General features: G+C 35.5%; 14 protein-coding genes and 1 tRNA gene. 12 read left to right on the top strand and 3 right to left on the bottom strand.

The window, feature by feature from the left end:
• The first annotated feature begins 51 nt into the window (after nt 1-51).
• The 7 genes from BALOs_RS14135 (at nt 52) to BALOs_RS14105 (ending at nt 8,453) form a co-directional block, all read left to right on the top strand.
• Nucleotides 52-1,272 carry a type II secretion system F family protein gene (locus BALOs_RS14135; protein ID WP_114705827.1) on the top strand — a complete coding sequence of 407 codons (1,221 nt, stop codon included), beginning with the start codon at nt 52-54 and terminating at the stop codon, nt 1,270-1,272.
• A complete protein-coding gene (locus BALOs_RS14130) occupies nt 1,272-1,610 on the top strand; it encodes a DUF192 domain-containing protein (protein ID WP_120405564.1) in 339 nt (112 codons plus the stop codon). Before BALOs_RS14135 ends, BALOs_RS14130 begins: the two co-directional genes overlap by 1 nt.
• Nucleotides 1,598-3,169: an FHA domain-containing protein gene (locus BALOs_RS14125; RefSeq protein ID WP_114705825.1), complete on the top strand. Its 1,572-nt coding sequence runs from the start codon at nt 1,598-1,600 to the stop codon at nt 3,167-3,169. The genes BALOs_RS14130 and BALOs_RS14125 overlap by 13 nt, the downstream gene beginning before the upstream one ends.
• Nucleotides 3,170-3,193: 24 nt before the next feature.
• Entirely contained in the window at nt 3,194-4,162 is a 969-nt protein-coding gene (locus BALOs_RS14120) for an FHA domain-containing protein (RefSeq protein ID WP_158536775.1), read from the top strand.
• Entirely contained in the window at nt 4,143-6,401 is a 2,259-nt protein-coding gene (locus tag BALOs_RS14115; protein ID WP_120405563.1) for an FHA domain-containing protein, read from the top strand. Before BALOs_RS14120 ends, BALOs_RS14115 begins: the two co-directional genes overlap by 20 nt.
• Nucleotides 6,398-7,141, top strand: coding sequence for a PP2C family serine/threonine-protein phosphatase (locus tag BALOs_RS14110; protein WP_120405562.1), 744 nt, complete (start codon nt 6,398-6,400; stop codon nt 7,139-7,141). Before BALOs_RS14115 ends, BALOs_RS14110 begins: the two co-directional genes overlap by 4 nt.
• 76 nt (nt 7,142-7,217) lie before the next feature.
• Entirely contained in the window at nt 7,218-8,453 is a 1,236-nt protein-coding gene (locus BALOs_RS14105; protein ID WP_120405561.1) for a response regulator, read from the top strand.
• 2 nt (nt 8,454-8,455) lie between these two features.
• Here BALOs_RS14105 and BALOs_RS14100 read toward each other — a convergent pair whose 3' ends face one another.
• Complete coding sequence (locus tag BALOs_RS14100; RefSeq protein WP_158536774.1) at nt 8,456-9,121, bottom strand: biotin--[acetyl-CoA-carboxylase] ligase; 666 nt, start codon at nt 9,119-9,121, stop codon at nt 8,456-8,458.
• A gap of 56 nt (nt 9,122-9,177) precedes the next feature.
• Here BALOs_RS14100 and rph point away from each other — a divergent pair, with 56 nt between their 5' ends.
• The 3 genes from rph (at nt 9,178) to BALOs_RS14085 (ending at nt 10,604) form a co-directional block, all read left to right on the top strand.
• Nucleotides 9,178-9,885 carry a ribonuclease PH gene (rph, locus tag BALOs_RS14095; RefSeq protein WP_114705819.1) on the top strand — a complete coding sequence of 236 codons (708 nt, stop codon included), beginning with the start codon at nt 9,178-9,180 and terminating at the stop codon, nt 9,883-9,885.
• The gene (gene rdgB / locus BALOs_RS14090; protein ID WP_120405560.1) at nt 9,885-10,457 is read left to right on the top strand and encodes an RdgB/HAM1 family non-canonical purine NTP pyrophosphatase; all 573 of its coding nucleotides are present in this window, start codon (nt 9,885-9,887) and stop codon (nt 10,455-10,457) included. The genes rph and rdgB overlap by 1 nt, the downstream gene beginning before the upstream one ends.
• A gap of 70 nt (nt 10,458-10,527) precedes the next feature.
• A tRNA-Pro gene (locus tag BALOs_RS14085) sits at nt 10,528-10,604 on the top strand.
• Nucleotides 10,605-10,628: 24 nt separating this feature from the next.
• Here the strand turns inward: BALOs_RS14085 and BALOs_RS14080 are convergent.
• Nucleotides 10,629-11,762, bottom strand: a complete 1,134-nt coding sequence (locus BALOs_RS14080; protein ID WP_120405559.1) for an HD-GYP domain-containing protein — start codon at nt 11,760-11,762, stop codon at nt 10,629-10,631.
• A 231-nt stretch (nt 11,763-11,993) separates the two neighbouring features.
• On the opposite strand from BALOs_RS14080, the gene smc reads away from it, so the two are divergent.
• Nucleotides 11,994-15,677: a chromosome segregation protein SMC gene (gene smc, locus BALOs_RS14075; protein ID WP_162929715.1), complete on the top strand. Its 3,684-nt coding sequence runs from the start codon at nt 11,994-11,996 to the stop codon at nt 15,675-15,677.
• The gene (locus BALOs_RS14070) at nt 15,677-16,273 is read left to right on the top strand and encodes an outer membrane lipoprotein carrier protein LolA (RefSeq protein WP_114705815.1); all 597 of its coding nucleotides are present in this window, start codon (nt 15,677-15,679) and stop codon (nt 16,271-16,273) included. Before smc ends, BALOs_RS14070 begins: the two co-directional genes overlap by 1 nt.
• Here the strand turns inward: BALOs_RS14070 and BALOs_RS14065 are convergent.
• The gene (locus tag BALOs_RS14065; RefSeq protein ID WP_120405557.1) at nt 16,254-18,212 is read right to left on the bottom strand and encodes a transglycosylase SLT domain-containing protein; all 1,959 of its coding nucleotides are present in this window, start codon (nt 18,210-18,212) and stop codon (nt 16,254-16,256) included. The two genes, BALOs_RS14070 and BALOs_RS14065, sit on opposite strands and share 20 nt — an antisense overlap.
• Between the last annotated feature and the right edge of the window lie 113 nt (nt 18,213-18,325).

The following is an 18,325-nucleotide window of genomic DNA, read 5'->3' as shown; positions in this document are numbered from 1 at the left end:
CATAATTGCCTCTAACTGCTTGAAATCAATTATTTTTGATATTCTTATGTTATGACTAAAGGTCTCATAACTTTACTTATTTTCTATGTGGTTACGACATTTACATCTTTTGATGTCAGTGCCCAAACATATAGTGATTACTCGCAACGAGACTTTGCTGCTCTTCTTAAAGAGTCTTGTGATAAAGGCGCGCAAGCAAGTTGTTTTGAATTAGGTCTTCTTTATCAAAACTTTACTGGAAAAAACTTTAAACAAGATGGAATCAATTACCCTAAAGAAGGGAAAAAGATAATACAACAAGCCTGTCAAAATGGTGAGCGTAATGCGTGTGATTATCTTCAAGGTGCTGAACTGTTTAAGAGTTCACAACTTCTTATGTGGTCTTCTATCATTCTCATTGGGATTGCTGTCTACATTGTTACCCAAATGATGTTTCAAGATAATGACTCTTTCCAGGCGGCACAAAAGCTTGAAGAAGGTGATTCGAAGAAACAGGATGAATTTAAAAAACACGGTATTGTTCTACAATATTCAAGGCCATTTTTTAAACGCTACATTTCTCCCATTGTTTCTTCAATGAAGAACAAAAAGAAGATAAAAGAAAAATATCGTAGAAAGCTAGCAAGTGCTGGTTTAACTGAAGTTCTTACAACTGAAGATTTTTATGCATTTAAGCTTTTCCTAATTATAGGATTCCCAATTGTATTTCTAGGCGTTAGAGAGTTTATGGATGCTGATTGGCAGCTTTCGTTAATTCCGGTTGTTGCAGCAGTTGGTTTTGTATATCCAGATATCTGGATCAAGGGAAAGATTGATCAAAGACAAAAAGACATTATTTCAGGGATGCCTTTTTCCGTTGATATGTTGGCCCTGTCAGTTGAAGCAGGACTTGATTTCGTCGCTGCCATGACGAAAGTTGTAGATAAAGCAAAGCCGGGCCCATTAACACAAGAGTTTGAAATATTTTTAAAGGAAACTAAAATTGGTGCGAGTCGAGCAGAGGCCCTAAGGAATATGGCCTGGCGTGTAGACCTCATTCAAATATCTTCATTTTGTGCTACTTTGATTGCTGCTGATTCTGTTGGTGCATCAATCGGACCTATCCTTAAAGCACTATCCGTTGAGATTAGACAAAAGAAATCAGCACAAATAGAAAAAGAAGGTGCTACTGCAGCAACAAAAATTCTATTTCCAATGATGGCATTTATTGTTCCTTCTGTTCTTTTAATGATCTTTGCTCCTTTAATCGTAGATCTTGTTGGAGGTAATTAATGAAGATTACCTGTGGCCAGTATCAAATTTGTAACAATGCAATCGTTGCAGATTCATTCTTTAAAAAATTAAAAGGATTAATGTTCTCAGATCGTATGGATGGATTTGATGGAATGATTTTCTACGGAACAAACGCAATCCATACCTGCTTCATGAATTATAAAATTGATGTTGTTTTCTTTAATCGAAAAAATGAAATTATAAAAATATATAGAGGTTTAAAACCTTGGAGACATACACAAATTGTTTTTAAGGCATGTAGAGTTCTTGAACTGGCCAATGGACAACTTCCATTAGAGGTAAAAGAAGGGGATCATTTAGATATATGTACAAGTTAGTTGTAGTAGCAGGAAAGCTACGTGGTACAGAATATAAGTTAGAAGAAGGTGAAAACACTCTAGGAAGAAGTGAGGAGTGTGATGTACACTTTCCTGTTAATGGTGTCTCTAAAAAGCACCTATCAGTAACAGTAACTCAAGATGTTGCCTTTGTTAAAGACTTGGGAAGTTCAAATGGTACTTTCATTAATGGGAAGGCAATTAAGCGAGCAACTGTAAAAAATGGGGATAAGATCGCTCTTCCAGATTCAATCCTTCAAGTTGTCTATGTTAAAGAAAAGAAAAAGATAATTAAAAAGCGTGTAGAAACACACGAAGAAGATGATGAACCAACATATATTTCAGGTGGTGAAATGCCTGAAAATATTTTTGGAAAGGTTATTTGGTTATTTAAATATCGTTTAATGCCTGTTGTTCATGGAATTAATGAAGAATATGAATGGCGTGTACTCACAGGTATTTTACTGGCTCTTTTTGTTCTTGTTACGGTTACCTTAACAATTTTCCCAGTAATGAAAACATCACAAAGTCTACTTCTAATGGAGGTTGCAAAGCGTGGTGCTCATTATGCCGATGAAATCAAAAGATTAAATCGTGGAGCTTTGGCCAGAAAAGATCTAGATCGTGTTGATACGAAGTTTATGGAGCAAGGTAATAACGGTGTTGTCTCTTATGACCTTTTTGATATTGATGGACGAATCGTTAGGCCTTTAACAAAACTTAATATGTACATCGATGACTCATTCTCTGTGCAGGTTAGAGAATGGGCCGAGAGAACAAAGAAGAATGATGGTGACCTACCAATCGTAAGAAGACTTGCAAATGGTGAAATTGGAATTGGTCAGAAAATCAAAGCGACAAACGTTAAAACCGGTATGCTTGATGTCGTTGGTGTTATTGCGATTCGATTTAAACCATCATCAATTGCTGATGAAGCATCAAAAAGCCGAGTGGCATATCTTGAAGCACTAATTACATCATTTATAGCTTCAATCGTATTTTTTGCAATTGTTTACTATATGACGATTCGTCATTTTGATGAAATGAGATTTCAAATTGAAGAGGCTCTACGTGGTACGAGAAAGAGTATCGAAAGTAGTTATTTATGGGAAGAGATTGATCCATTACGATCTTCAATTAATTCAATGATACAACGAATTAGAGAATTACAAAAAACTGATGATGACATGAGCTTTGATGAACTTGAGAGTGATGAGACTTATGTCGCAAATTTATATGAATTTATGCAAGGAGCACATGGCGCTGTTATTGTATTAGATTCGCAAAAAAACTTGGCACATATAAATACGCTGGCAGAAGATATTACAGCGATTCGAGGAAGCTCATCAGAAGGGATGAGTCTATTGGATGTTGCCAGAGAAAAAGGCTTTGCAGCTACAATTATAGAGCTTTGTGATGCATCTGCAGATAATGGTGGAACATCTCAAAAAGGTGAATATGAGCTATCAGGGCACTACTATAATATTTATGTAACGAGTTTGATAGGACGAGATAATTATGCAAAAGCGTTCTATGTTACACTAATTAAAGAGGATTAATAAAGAATGGTCGCTGCTATAAGGATGACAAAAAATTTATCTGCTCCTGAAAGTGCTGGGAAATACCACCGTATTATCTGCATGACAGGAAAGAATAAGGGAATTTGTTATTACCTTAATGGTAAGCGCGTTGTGCTTGGCCGTCTGAGTTCAAATGATGTTCAAGTACTAGATACACAGGCCTCACGAGAGCATGTTGAATTGACTCGAGTTAATAATGAATACACGTTAACTGATTTAAAGTCACAGAACGGGGTTATGGTAAATGATCTTAAGGTTACTCAACATAAGTTAAAGTCTGGCGATAAAATCATTATTGGTTCAACTGTATTTAAATACTCCTTCCTAGAGGTTAAAGAAGAAAAAGCATTAGTTGAGTTCGAAGATGAGGATGAAGAAGACGAGGAAGAAGAGGAAGAGGTAAAAAAGACTAAGCCAAAAAAGAAGAAAGTTGATAGTAAAGAAGCAAAAAGAAAAAAGCTTATATATGGCCTAGCTGCAATTATGTTGATCTTTTTCTTTATGGATGGAGATACTGAACAGGTAAAGAAAGCAAAATCAAATAAAACAGGAAGTACCGTAATTGAGTCGAGTAATAAAAACACAGGGATTCAATATAAAGAAGACTTAGAGGTTAAAGAAAAAGTAGAAGCTTATATCCATCGTGGAAGACGTGAGGCGCGAGAAGGAAACTATTTTAGGGCCATGCAAGAGTTTAATCTTGCCTTAACCTTGGATCCAAATGATGGTGAAGCTGCATACCACTTGAATATTGCTAAACAAAGACTTGATGAAAAGATTAAAGATATGTTTGATCAAGCAACTAAGAACAAAGATTCACTTAAATATTCAAGGGCCCTAGGGACATATTGTGCAATTTATAAATTATTAATTGAATATAAAACAGATGAGCGTTTTATTGAGGCCAAAAAGAACGTTGAAGATATGGCCGAAAAACTTGGGATGAAAAAGAGTGATAATTACTGTTTCTAAAAATGGAACAATTTTAAATAACTACGAGTTTACTGACCAAGTAATCTTAGGCCAAAGTGCGTCTTTTTTAATCGGAAGATCTGATGATGCTCAGGTAAAACTTGAAGATCCACAAGTTTCCCGTCAATTGGCCAGCTTGAATTATAATGGTGTTTCTTGGACTATTAAAAAACTATCAGATTACGATACGATATTGCTAAATAACACTCCTATGTTTGACTCTGAAGTTGAAGTTAAGAGTAATTATTTTATTGTTTGTAAAGATTATCGAATAACATTTACAGAATTAGAGGCCAATGTTGTAAATGATGTTGCAGAGTTGCACGATCATCAAGACGTAAATGACACTCCAGCAGAACTTGATGACGAAGTGGATATTCCAATTGTGGAAGAAGAAGATGAAACTTCTGTTATGGATAACCCTGAAAATGGAGAAATTGAGGATGATGCCCAAACTCAAGAGTTTGACTTAAACGATGAAGGGCCAGTTCAAGAAGACTTTCAGGAACAAGTTCAAGATGACTTTAATGACTCTTTTGAAAGTGATGCACCTTCTGACGATTTTCAGATGGATGGAAATCAAGAAGAAGGATTTGGTGACTTTCAGGATGATGGTTATTCAGAAGAATATAATGACGAGTATGGTGATCAAAATTACGATATCGACACACTAGATGATGATGCTGGTGATAAGACACAAGTATTTAGTGGGTTTGCAAATTTTATATTAGAGTTATTTGGTGAGGATGTTCCTTACGATCACTTTAATCTCGACCAAGCTGAAACATTTATTGGAAGAGACCCAAATAAATGTCAAATTGTCTTAAGTGACCCTGAGGTTTCATCAGTACACGCAGTTATACGTAAGAATAGAATTACTTGTGTTCTTGAAGATTTACAATCTGCTAACGGTACAATTCTTAACGGAAAGAGGATAAATCAAAAAGAAATCACCAATGGTGATGAATTTATTATTGGTTCAACGACGTTCACTGTAAAAATTGCAAGTGACTTCATTAAAAGTCAGCAGGATATGCTGATGCCAGTTGAAGATAATCAGGAAATCGAAATCGAGGAAGTTGTTGAAGTTTCAGATGATGACGATTTAGGTGATCTTGAATTATCTGATATGCCTGATGATACGGAAGAAAAATCAATCATCAAAAAAATATTAAAAGATCCGGAAAAACGTAAAAAAGTCCTAATTTATACTGTCGTATTGTTAGGGGTTTATATGTTTTTATTTCCTGATAGCGAGCCTCAACAGAAAAAGAGTGCTAAGGACAAGCAAGCTCAAGAGCAAAAAAAGAAAGCAGTTGTTACATCTGTCGATAAGAAACTAACTAAAGAACAACAAGAAAAAGCAGAAGCTTTATACCAACTTGCCACTCGCTACGCTAACGAAGGAAATGTTGTACGAGCAATTACAGAATTTGAAAAACTTTTCTTAATCACAAAAGACTATAAGCAGGCACAAACTTTCTATCAGTTAGCAAAAGATAAATATGCAGAGCTTGAAAAAGCTGAGCAAGAAAGAAGGGCCGAAGAAAAAAGACAACTTATAAAGGCCAAAGTTGATAAATTGTTAGAAAAAGCTCAAGCAGCTGTAAAAGAAAAGAATGTCACTTTAGCAAGAGGACTCTTTCAGCAAATTAAGGAGCTTGATCCAGATAATTATGATGTTGCAAATTTAGAGTTAGAAATAAATGCATATGTAAAAGAGAAGAATCGAAAAGAATTAGAAGAGGCCCAAAAGAAGGCAGAAAGACAAAGAATGGTCGACGCATTAAGGCCAGGTGAGAAATTATTCTTACAAGAAGAGTGGTTTAAAGCTGTGAATGCACTTGAATTGTTTATAAGTGAAAAAAATATCGACGAAGATTTAATGAAGAAGGCAGTCGATATGTTAAAGAAATCACGACAAAATTTGAAAAATATTACTGGACCTTTATTGGGTAAAGCAAGATCCTTAAAAGAAGCTGAGGACTTAAAAGCTTCTTATGAAGTCTTTAAAGAAGTTCTGCAATACAACCCAAATGAGATTGATGCTCAAAATGAGCTTGATGATATTAATGAGATACTTACTGAACGTGCCCGTAAAGTTTATCGACAGGGTCTTGTCTCTGAATCACTAGGTGCTTTTGAAGAGGCCAGAGAGAAGTTTCAGGAAGTTCAACAAATCTCACCTGTAGATAATGAGTATTATATCAAAGCCTCTAAAAGGTTAAAAAACTTATGAGAGAACTTGAAAGCTTTTTTGCTCGCACACATCAAGGGCCATATTTAAATCTAAATGAAGATAGTACCTATATTAATTTAAAGCAGAAAATATTTGGTGTTTTTGATGGCTTTGGTGGAAGTGGGATTTCTGATTTAAACCTCGAATCAGTGACTAAATCGATTGAAAACTATTTTACAAAGTTATCAGGTGATCCAAATGCAACGATGCCTTATTTTTATTCACCTCAATATGTTTTAGAGACTAATGCATTAGTGAATGCCATAATGATTGCTCATAAAAACTTAATGGCCATTAATAAGAAGAAAGAGATGAAGGATAAAGGTGGTGTTTCGGTTGCATTAACAATGTTATCGGAAAATATTCTATCTGTTGTTTCATGTGGCAATTGCGTTGCACTTTTATATCGAGACGGTGCTTTATCACAAATCAGCGCACCAGATTCACCAACTCAAATATCAACTTCAGATAATACTCATCATAAAAGTACATTTCCTCTTGTTGCATTGGGGCTCTATGAAGAGATTTCTCCAAAAATATGGGAAGTAAATGTAATGCCACATGATAAAGTAATTCTTCTATCGGATGGGGTTTATGGAAGCCTTTCATTAAATGATATAAAACGTGTTGTTCAAGAATTGGGTCCTGATGAAGTGACTCAAATCGACGGCCTTTTTAATTTTGCTAATCGAAAAGGTAATTTAGACAATCAGTCGGCCATTATTTTCTCAATTTTATAATATAATTAAATAATCCTAGTAAAACTCAATACTTGCTTAGCTGGATTTTTTGCGTAACAATATATTGAGGTTTTATATGAGTAGAAAGGTATTAGTTGCTGACGATAGTCAGACGATTCAAAAAGTAATCAAAATTACATTTGCAAGCCAAGACTTTGAGCTTACTCCTGTATTGGATGAAGAGGATATTTTCAACCAAAGTGAAGACTTTGATTTGATTTTATTAGACTTTGGTCTTGCTGATGACGGTTATGGCCTTGGTCGGAAAGTTCGAGAGAGGTTTTCACAAACTCCTATTCTCGCAATGCTAGGGACATTTGATATCATTGATGAAGAGAAGCTACGTAGTAGCGGATATTCAGACAAAGTTGTAAAGCCTTTCGAAACTGAAAAGTTTATCAATTTATGTAATGACTTAATTGAAAATGGTGTTTCTGATGAACAGCCAATTGAAGATAGCGAAGAGTTTTCTCAGGAAGACTCTGAGGATGATAACTTCTCTGGTTGGGGTGTCGATACGACTCAAGGTGAGTTTGAAGAAGAAGATCAGACAGGTGAGTTTCACCTCGATGATAAGCAAGATATTGATTCTCTAGAAAATGAAGAAACAATCGATCCTTCAGATTTAAGCTCTGAGTTAGACGGTTGGGGCTTTGATCCAACAAATTTAAAAGGTAGCGATGTAACAGGTGATTTTGATTCTCTGCCTCCTGTTATTGAAGGGCAAGAAATTAGTTCTGAGAATGAAGCACCAGATATAAATCAAGAGGCGGCTTCGACAGTTTTAGATGTTAGTAATTATTTTGGAAGTCTCGATGACGAGCTTGATGATGACTTTCCTCAAGAAGAGCCTATTATTGAGGAGCCACGATCTCAATATACTAGTGAAGAACTTTCTGCTGAAGATGATGCTACAGATGAATCAGATGACTTCCCACAAGAAATCGCAGATGAGAATCTTTGGGATGTTGATGAAGAAGTTTCTCAAGCATTTTCATCACCAGAAGAAGATGAGCACGAAATTGATGTTTCTAATGCTAGTGAAATGAATGATAATTTCTCTTTTGAGCGCACAACAACAGCTCTTGTTAATAAAGGTGCATCAAAACAGGCACCAAGTGTTGATATGGAGGACTTAAAAGCTTCATTAAGAGCTGACGTCGCACCTATCATTGAAAAATATGCAAAAGAATATTGCGAACAAAACCTAGAGAAGATTATTTGGGAAATTGTTCCAGATCTTGCAGAGAACCTAATTAAAAAAGAACTTAAGACAATCTCAAAAAAAGTTCTAACTTCAATTTCAGAATAAAACTAATCCAATAAGAGAGAGCCTGTATAGGCTTTCTCTATTTTATCTCCGTTTTTAATCAATGCTTCACCATATTCACCAATGCCTTCAAATGTGCCAGTGATAATCTCATCACCGTCAATAACTTTACATTTTTGATTGATATGAAAGCTTAATCGACTCCATTTTGAGATAATGTCATGATCGTTTAATCGATTCTCACAGATATACTTATAAATTTGCTCCGGTAGAGTCTTGTACTCTTCTTCGTTAAGTAAGTGACCTGATTTTAGCTGTCCATAGTTATTATGAGTGGACTTCGTAACTGGGCCATAATTTATTCCAATACCAATAATGTAATCATCTCCCTCTTTATTTACGAGGATTCCAATGACCTTCTTTCCTTTTTCATTGTAAATATCGTTAGGCCATTTGAGACTTAAATTATCTTCATCAAAATACTTCGCAAGAGTAATCGCAATTTCTAGTGCCAGAAGAGTAGGCTTACCTGTAGGGCTAATATTAAATGAGAAAGCTAGACTATTTTCGAGATCTTCCCAATTATTATCTCTTCTACCTCTTCCTTGTGTTTGCTTCTGTGCGCTAATTAGAATTGAATTGTGTTCTTCAATTAATTCAATAGCTTTAAGTTGGGTAGAGGGAAGTTCTTTAAAGTGTAAGTGTTTCATAGGCTTTCTCATTATGTTATTATCGAAGAATACTAATAAAATCAGAGGTATTCAATATGTCACTAATCGAACGTTCTACTCCAAGAGAAGTTAACTTTTCTATTAATATTAACCCTTATGCAGCCGGTTCTGTACTAGCTGAATTTGGTAACACAAAAGTTCATATTACAGCTTCAATTGAAGATAATGTTCCAAGGTGGATGAAAGGCAGTGGAAAAGGTTGGGTGACGGCCGAATATTCAATGCTTCCAAGTTCAACTCATACTCGCTCAAGACGTGAACGTTCTAAAATTGGAGGACGAACTCAGGAAATTCAAAGGTTAATTGGACGAAGCTTAAGGGCCGTCGTTGATCTTGAAAAACTTGGTGAGCGAATGATTACGCTAGATTGTGACGTAATGGTTGCAGATGGTGGTACAAGAACAACTTCTATCTCTGGCTCTTTTATTGCTCTTGAATTGGCAATTCAATCATTACTTGCAAGTGGTGATTTAAAAGAAAGTCCAATTATTGAACCATTGGCAGCAATTAGTTGTGGAATTAATAAAGAAGGTAAGATTATTGCTGATTTAAATTATGAAGAAGATTCAAGTTGTGACACAGATATGAATATTGTTATGACTGAGTCTGGAAAGTTTATTGAAGTTCAAGGAACGGCCGAAGGCCAGGCATTTTCAAGAGAACAAATGGATGCTCTTATGGATTGTGCAACAGAGTCATTAAAAATTGTATTTGCAAAACAAAAAGAAACTTTAGGACAGTAATGAACTTTATTCTTGCATCTGGTAATGCCCACAAGGCCGAAGAGTTTGGTATTCTTTTTAAAGATAGTAACGTTACCGTAAAGGCAGCACCAACTAAATTAGAAGTGGTTGAAGATGGAACAACCTATCAAGAAAATGCCTTAAAAAAAGCACAGGCATATTATGAAGAATTTAAAAAGCCTGTTCTTGCAGATGACTCCGGAATTAATGTAGAGGCATTACCTGATGAGTTGGGAATTTTCTCTGCTCGTTTTGGGGGAGAAGGTTTAACAGATAAACAAAGAGCTGAGCTTCTTTTGGAGAAGCTTTTAGACAAAGAAAAACGTGAAGCTTTCTTTACTTGTGTACTGTGTTTTTATATTTCACCTGAGGAAATATATTTTTTTGAGGGGCGCATGGAAGGTGAGATTTCAGATAGTTATGTGGGAGATGGTGGCTTTGGTTACGATCCCGTATTTTGCCCTAAAGCCTTTCCCAATAAGACCGTAGCTGAATTAGAAGAGTGGAAGAATGAAAATTCTCATCGAGCGAAGGCCGTTGAGAGTGCTGTGAAATTTTTTAAGGAACTTTAAATAAGTTTAAGTTCTGGGTTGCCAAAAAGGTTTAGATCACTTATAACAATCACACCCAATTTTTCAATGTCGGAGTATAGCGCAGTTTGGTAGCGCACTTGCTTTGGGAGCAAGGGGTCGCAGGTTCAAATCCTGCTACTCCGACCATTTTTCAAATCCCATAAATTTAACTTATTTTTCAATCTTATTAGGATTATCTGGTGCTTTAGTGAAATTCTCACCAAGCTTCTTTGGTTGTACTTTTTGTACTGGAAGTTCAGCGTGGGCAATTTCTGTGTTGAAGTCTTCTGGAAGTTCTATCATTGTCTTTCCAGTTAAGATTACTTTTGAAACTTTTTTAACAAAGAAATCAAAAATTTCAGCATCGATCTTCTTTCCAACTGTTTTTTTCATAATTTCTAAAGCATCTTCAATTGGAAGTGCTTGTGAATATGAACGCTTTGTTGTGATGGCATCAAAGAAGTCAGCAACAGAAACTACTTTTGAAAAGATGTGGTGGTCAGGTCCTTTTAATCCCTTTGGGTAGCCTGAACCATCAATATTTTCATGGTGTTCAACAATTACTCTTTCAATTGCTTCTTTTTTTAAACCTGGAAAATCTGGGTTCGCTTCTCTAAACAACTCGACACCAAGTTCTGGGTGTTTTTTTATTTCTGCAAATTCTTCATCAGAAAGACCACCAGACTTATTGAGGATTTCAGTTGAAATCTTTGTTTTCCCTAAATCGTGAAGAAGTCCACCGAGCCCAATTGCTACAAGATCAGCTTCACTGGCCTTAGGTCTATATTGTTTATAGATGAGAACACTATACATACTAACATTTATTGAATGATCGTAAGTGTAGAAGTCGTGAAAAGATAATTCACCGATCAGGTTCTTAAGGCTATTGATATCGTAGTCTTTTATAACCCCAACCATGGCCTTCATTGAATCGTGACAACCATCAAGGGCCTCACCAAGAATTTCAGTATTAAATTCTTTACCTGGATTAAAGATATCATCGAGATGCTTAACAGCTGAATCTTTAATGGCCGTTACTTTATCAAGAGATTCAAAATCATCATTTTCAGCAAGGGATTGTAAGTAAAGACCTCGTTCTGACTCGAGGACATGAATACGTTGATACTTTTTAAAGTCCTCCACGTCTGCGTCAGTAAGTATTTCACCTGGCTTAACAATTTTCACATAGTGATCCTTGTCTTTTACCGTCGATGAATTGATGTAGATATTATATAACATCGGCTTTTCTCGTGAAACGAGATGAAAGTCGATTGTGAAATAGACTGTCTTTTGATCTTGGCTCATTGGATTTCTTATCGGCAACTTTGAGTGAATGATGAAGCCCTAGTATTAAATTCGTACAATATAAAGTGGCGTGTTAGTTCTTGTTAGGATTTTGGCTTTGTAAGATATTAAAAATACGTAAGTCTTTTAGCGAAACTTAAATATTAAAAGTGTACGATTTGGTGCTTGAAATGGTACATTAAGCCCTACACAACACACAAAATATAGTAGACATTGACGGAGTGAATCAAAGTGCAACTGAAAAGACTTATTATCCAGGGCTTTAAATCCTTTAAAGATCGTACAATTGTTAATTTTGACGACGGTATTACAGGTATCGTTGGGCCAAATGGATGCGGTAAATCAAATATCGTAGATGCCCTTTTTTGGATTATGGGTGAGCAATCAGCTAAACACCTAAGAGGTAACTCTATGAAGGACCTTATTTTTGCTGGTTCTTCTAAATACAATCCAGCTGCTTGGGCCGAGGCAACACTTGTCCTAGAAAATACGGATGGTAAGCATATTCACATTGGTGGAAAAGTTGCAAACCCTTCAGAGATTCAATTAACAAGAAAGTTATATAGAAATGGAGATACGGAATATCGTATCAATGGAGAGCCAGCAAGACTCAAAGATATCCAAGAAGTATTTATGGATACTGGTGCTGGTGCAAAGTCTTATTCAATTATTGCTCAAGGTGAAATCAACAGACTTGTTCAAGCAAAACCGGTTGAGCGTCGTACAATGATTGAAGAAGTTGCTGGTATTACGAAATTCAAAGTTCGTAAGAAAGAATCGATGAGAAAGATCGAAGCAACAGAGCAAAACTTAAATCGTCTAAATGATCTTACTGTTGAAATTGAAAAGAATTTAAAATCTCTTCAAAAACAAGCTGAGAAAGCTGAAAGAGCTCGTAACTTAAAAGAGAAAATTAAGCGCACTGAAATCTCTGTTAATGCACACAAGGTTTTTGAAGATCTTCGCGAACTTCGTGATGGTTCATCAGAACTTACTGAAAAAAGAATGAACCTTGAGGCTTGGAGTACACAGAAAGATTCTCTAGAGATATCTCTTGAAGAAGAACGCTTTGAAAGAGAAGAGAAGACTGCAAAAATTGATGAATTTCAAAAAGAAAGAAATGAGATCTCAAATAAATTAGCTGCTTCAGAAGAAAGGCTTAATGCTCTTTGCAAGTCTCTAACGGATAAGGAAGAGAATTTAGAGCAAAGGCAAAAAGAGATCGAAGAGCTTTCACAAGAGATTGAAGAAAGACTACTGAAGAAAGAAGAAATTGAAACAGAAATTAATGATGTTATCACTTCTTCAAAAGAAGATTATGACTATGAAGCTGCAAGTGAAAAACTTGAAACTTTAAAGTCTGAACTTGAAGATCGCCAATCTCAAATAAATGAAATTGAAGAAGAGTTAAATATTAAAAAAGAAGAGCTTGTTAAAATGGAACAACAAGCCTTTCAAAATAGTTCAAAACTTGAAGAATATGCTGCAACTCTTCAAGACCTTGCAACTGAAATTGAAGCTATTGAAAAACAATACTCAGGTGTTTCAACAGAACTTGCCAAGGAAAGAGACGAGGTTATGGCCGCTAAGAATTTAGCGCAGGAGTTAACTGAATCAGAATCAAACCTGAAAGAAACAGTAAATGAATTAACTATTAAGGATCGTGATCTAGAGAGTGAACTGAAAACTCTTACAAAAGAGCAGATTACGAAACAATCACGCTTATCTTCTTTAAAAGAAATACGCGCATCTCTAGAAGGTGCAAAAGAAGGTGTATCGAAGTTCTTAAATGAAGTAGACTCGGAAAATTACACTGTTCTAGGAAATATTATCAAGTGTGATGACAAGTACACGAAAGCTGTTACAGCACTTCTTGGAGAGTTCTTAGAGTCTTTAGTTACTTCTGAAAGTGACCTATCTCTTCTGAAAAACTGGGTGTCTGAAAATGATGAGAATGCGCTTGAAATCTTACTTGCTGATAAATCAGCAGATATCATTTCGGCTGAAGCACGTGAAAGACTCCAGGTTAAGCTAGGAGCAGAGCTAACAACGTTAAGTGATATTATTGAATTACCTGAAGAGTATAAAGCGAAACTGACTCCTTATTTATCAAGCTTATTCATCGTTGATACTCTTGACGTTGATAAGGTTGCTTCACTTGAGAGCTCGATCTCATTTGGTGGAATCTCAGATATTGCAGGAAATATTCAAATTAGAAATCGCCGTAATGCGACAGTTCTTCATATCAAAGGATCTGGAGAGCAAGGTCAAAGTGCGATTGAAAGAAATAATACAATTGAAACTCTTGAAAACGAGTTAGTCTCTCTAAATGAAAAAGTTGCCAACCTTGAAGAAGAAGTAAATGCTTCAAATGAGATGTTAAAGTCGAAAGTTGAAGAACTAGAAGATGCTCGTCTTGCTCTAAGTGAAGCAAGAGCAGATTATGCAGCAAAGAACTCTGCTTTAGAGTCGAAGCTTGCTTCAATGGAATCTGGAAATACGAGACTTGATATTCTTAAGAATCGTAAGGATGAAACGTCTAAGCTTAGACTTGCTATTCTTGAAAAAGAGGAATCATTTCATAAAGAGAAGTCATCACTAGAAGAATCAATTTCAGATATGTCTGAAAGAATTCAAGATCTACGTGATGGATATAATGAGATGAATGAGGTTTATGAAGCTGATCGTGAGGTTTATGTTTCTAAACAAGTTGAGGCCAAGACTTTTGAACAGCGTGTAAATTCACTTCGTTCTCAGTCAGAGGATATTGAAAAACAAATTGAAAAGCAAAAGCTTCGTAAAGAGTCCAATACTGAATTAATTACGAAACTTGAAAATGAAATCGAAACGATTCAAGTTGAGATTGAAGAGCTTGAACTTTCAAATAATGACAAGGCAGATGTTCTTGCAAGTAAAGATGAAGTTCTAAGTATTATGAAAGATGAGTTCTCTGAATTATTACTTGCGATGCAAGAAAGAGAAGAACAGGTTAAGGAACTCACTAAGAATATCAACAAGGCCGACAAGGAAATTACTGAAAAAGAAGTTCGTCTTGAAAGATGTCTTAATGAAGAAGAAGAGTGCGTACGTAATATTTTTGAGAAGTACCGTGTTGATCTTCGCGAGACTCTTGGTCGCTATCTTGAATATGGTGAGTCTGACTTTGAAAAGCTTAATGATATTTCAACAATGTACTTCATGGAAACTGAGAATGGACCAAAAGAGATTGAAAAAGAATCTTATGAGTTTGTTCGTAAATATGGACAAGACCTTAAAGACCAAGGGCATAAGCTTAAGAATTATAAATCTGAGTTTGGTCGCTTAGGTGAGATTAATTGGCAGGCGATTGAAGATTATGACAGACAAAAACTTCGTTATGACTTCTTAAAGGTTCAAGAAGTAGAGCTTAGAAAGTCTCTAGAAGATCTTCAAAATGCGATAGATCATATTGATGAGAAATCAAAAGAAAGATTTAAAATTGCTTTTGAAGAAGTTGATACGAGATTTAGAAAAGTATTTCCAATCATCTTTGGTGGAGGGGAAGCTCGTCTAGAAATCGTTGGAAATATTGAAGATGCAGAATGTGGAGTTGATATTATTGCAAAACCTCCAGGTAAGAAGATGCAAAATATTAACCTAATGTCTGGTGGTGAAAAGGCCATGACTGCGGTTTCACTAATCTTCTCTATCTTCTTAGTTAAGCCATCTCCATTCTGTCTACTGGATGAGGTTGATGCTCCACTTGATGATGCCAACGTAGGACGTTTTAATGAACTTCTTCGTGAAATGAGTGCTGAATCACAGTTCATTCTTATTACACATAATAAGAAAACAATGGAGTTAAACGATACACTATACGGGGTAACAATGCAGGAGCCTGGTGTTTCAAAGGCAGTTTCGGTACAATTACAGTAATGAAAAAACTATTACTACTGACAATTATTTCAAATATGGCCTTGGGATTCGTTCCAAGGTCTTTTTCTACTAAGTATAAACAAATTGTAAAAAATCAATTAACGGGAACGCCTAAAGAGTCTAATGGGACTTTTGATTACCAGTACCCAGGAAAACTTAGACTTGAGCAAGTTGGAACTGATGCTCTTGTTTATGTAACGAATGAAAAGACAACTTGGTATAAGAGAGATGGCTTTATGCCTGGAGATCCTGCTGAGATTGTTATCCATAAGGGAAGTGATAAAGGGCTATCCAACTTCTTTGATCTCTTAAAAAGTGGACTAAAAACAAATAAGAATTACAAGGTTAAAGACAGCGAAAAATACAGTGTACTGGTCTTTGAGGAAAAGGCCGTAAAGGATACTGGTGTAATTGAAACAAAGCTTGTTTTTAAATCGACAGATAAGAAATTCAGTAATCTTTCAAAGATTGAAATCAACTATGCTGATGGCAAGAGTGTTAATTTAGAACTATCTAATATTGCCACAAATAAGAAATTTCAAGAGAAGAACTTTATCCTTCAAGTACCAAAAGGTGCTAACGTTTCATATCAATAAAGCCACCGCGAAAGAAGTTCTCTTTCAAAGTAATTGGCTCATCACTTAGTAATCGTGAGTATATGAGATAATTTCTCGTTACAAGTTTTACATATTTTCGTGTTTCTTTGTAAGGGATCTCTTCAATATACTCTAGGTCTGGAAGTTTAATTCGGCTTCTCCAGCGTCTTACTGGTGTACCTCCAGCATTATAGCTGGCCACAAAATCAATAAAGTTATTATCTCTTCTCTTCATTAACTCGTTTAAAAGAAGGCTTGAGAAGGTGATATTAATCTTTGGATTATAAAGGTCTTCATAACTATTGTATGGAATCTTATAGCGTCTAGAAAGACGTTTACCTTGTTCTGGAATTAATTGAAGAAGTCCAAATGCATCGGCAGGTGAGCGTGCGTATTGATTAAAGGCCGACTCCTGTCTAGCGATACTCATAAGTAGTGGAGTTGTGACTGTTTTTGAGCGATTATTCTCAAGGAACTCCTTTTTGAATGCTAAAGGAAATGCAAATTGTGGATCTTTACTTAGAATCTCTTTTTGTTTTTCATCACTTTCTCTGAAGAATTTGAAGATCATAATATTGAAATATTTCGCCGCATATAAGTCACTATAGCTTACATCTTCATTACTATCGATAATCTTCTTAGCAAGTTCTGTATTATTTAAGTATACTGCCCAGGCCAGTTCATCAATTGTAATATCAAACCTTTCACGATAGTTGATGTGTTCAAGTTTTGTATGATTCATGTGAGCAATTTGGCCATAGTATCCAAATTGATCTTCTTCTTGAATTCTTTTAAGAAGCTCTTGCGCTTCTTTAAATCGATTAAGCTTTTTTAAGCCTACAAACTTCCAATAAAGAAAACGGTAATTTGCCTCTTCTGATTTACTTTCAAACTGATCAAACCAACTGATCATCTCTTCATAATTTCCAGCTTTGTAATTTGTCCAAGCGAGATTCCATACAATGCTTTCGAGATGCTCATGTTCTTTTTCAATTGCTGCATATGCCTTTTTATAAAATTTAATAGAGCGATCATATTTTCTTAAATCTTCAAAAATACCACCGATTGTATAATAGGTCGTTACCACTGAATCGTTTGGAACTTCCTTATATAATAGTAGGTTTCTTAGGACTCTCACTGCTCTTTGTAGATTATCTTCCGTCCAATATATTCTTGCTAAACGAATTGAATACTCAGCATGCTTTTCTTTTAAGTATTCTGATTCACGATTCTTTTGAAGATAGAGTACAAGTCCTCTTATATTTTCACGAAAGCTATCACCTTTACGTTCTCTCTTATATGAGTGTGCTAGTCGAAACCAAGCATCGACCTTTTCTTCTTTTGTGGAATCTTTATTTCTAATTACACGACGATAGAAATTTCTCGCCTTTGGGAATTGGCGATCACGCTCAAAACTCTTTCCAACTTCCATAAACTCTTCTGGCTTTGGAGATGTGTTAAAGCGAGGTGAAACTTCAATTAGTTTTTCATAGATTCGATCGTATTCATTTGTATTTTGTGGAAATCTTTTTAAACTGTCTTGAAGTAGTCTTTCTGTTTCTCCACGTGTTTTCAAATAATCAATCTTATTTAATACGGCACTTACATAAGTATCATTGTAATAAGGCTTTGAGATTATGGCGTCGATGAGTTCTTCACGGGCCCAGTATGGATATTGTTCTACGTTCTTATATTCTTCACTGAGTTCTTGGATACTCTTTGTGCAGTTTTTATGATAATTCGCTCTCAGCCAAGGAGCTAAAGGGAAATCTGTCACTAAAAACTTTTCATATTCTCGACATGAGACTTTGTCGTTCTTTGAAATCTTCACAAGTAGGTTTGTTAATTCACCACTTGCTTTACGCTCCTTTGGAGGACGATCTAAGTTTGTACAAGAGGCCAGAAGTAAAATAAATGTCGTTATAATAATTAATCTCATTACTATCTAGAATAGGCCGAGAAGGTAATTCCTTCAAGTAATTGAAAATAGGCACTTCTGTACCTAAAAAAATTACATAAGACCTTGAAAAAACGTCGGTTGAGACTTATAAG

Origin of the sequence: Halobacteriovorax sp. BALOs_7 (assembly GCF_003612895.1) — a bacterium.
Taxonomy (GTDB): Bacteria; Bdellovibrionota; Bacteriovoracia; order Bacteriovoracales; family Bacteriovoracaceae; genus Halobacteriovorax_A; species Halobacteriovorax_A vibrionivorans.
Note: the sequence above shows the minus strand (reverse complement) of the source record. Positions and strands in the feature narration are given on the sequence as shown.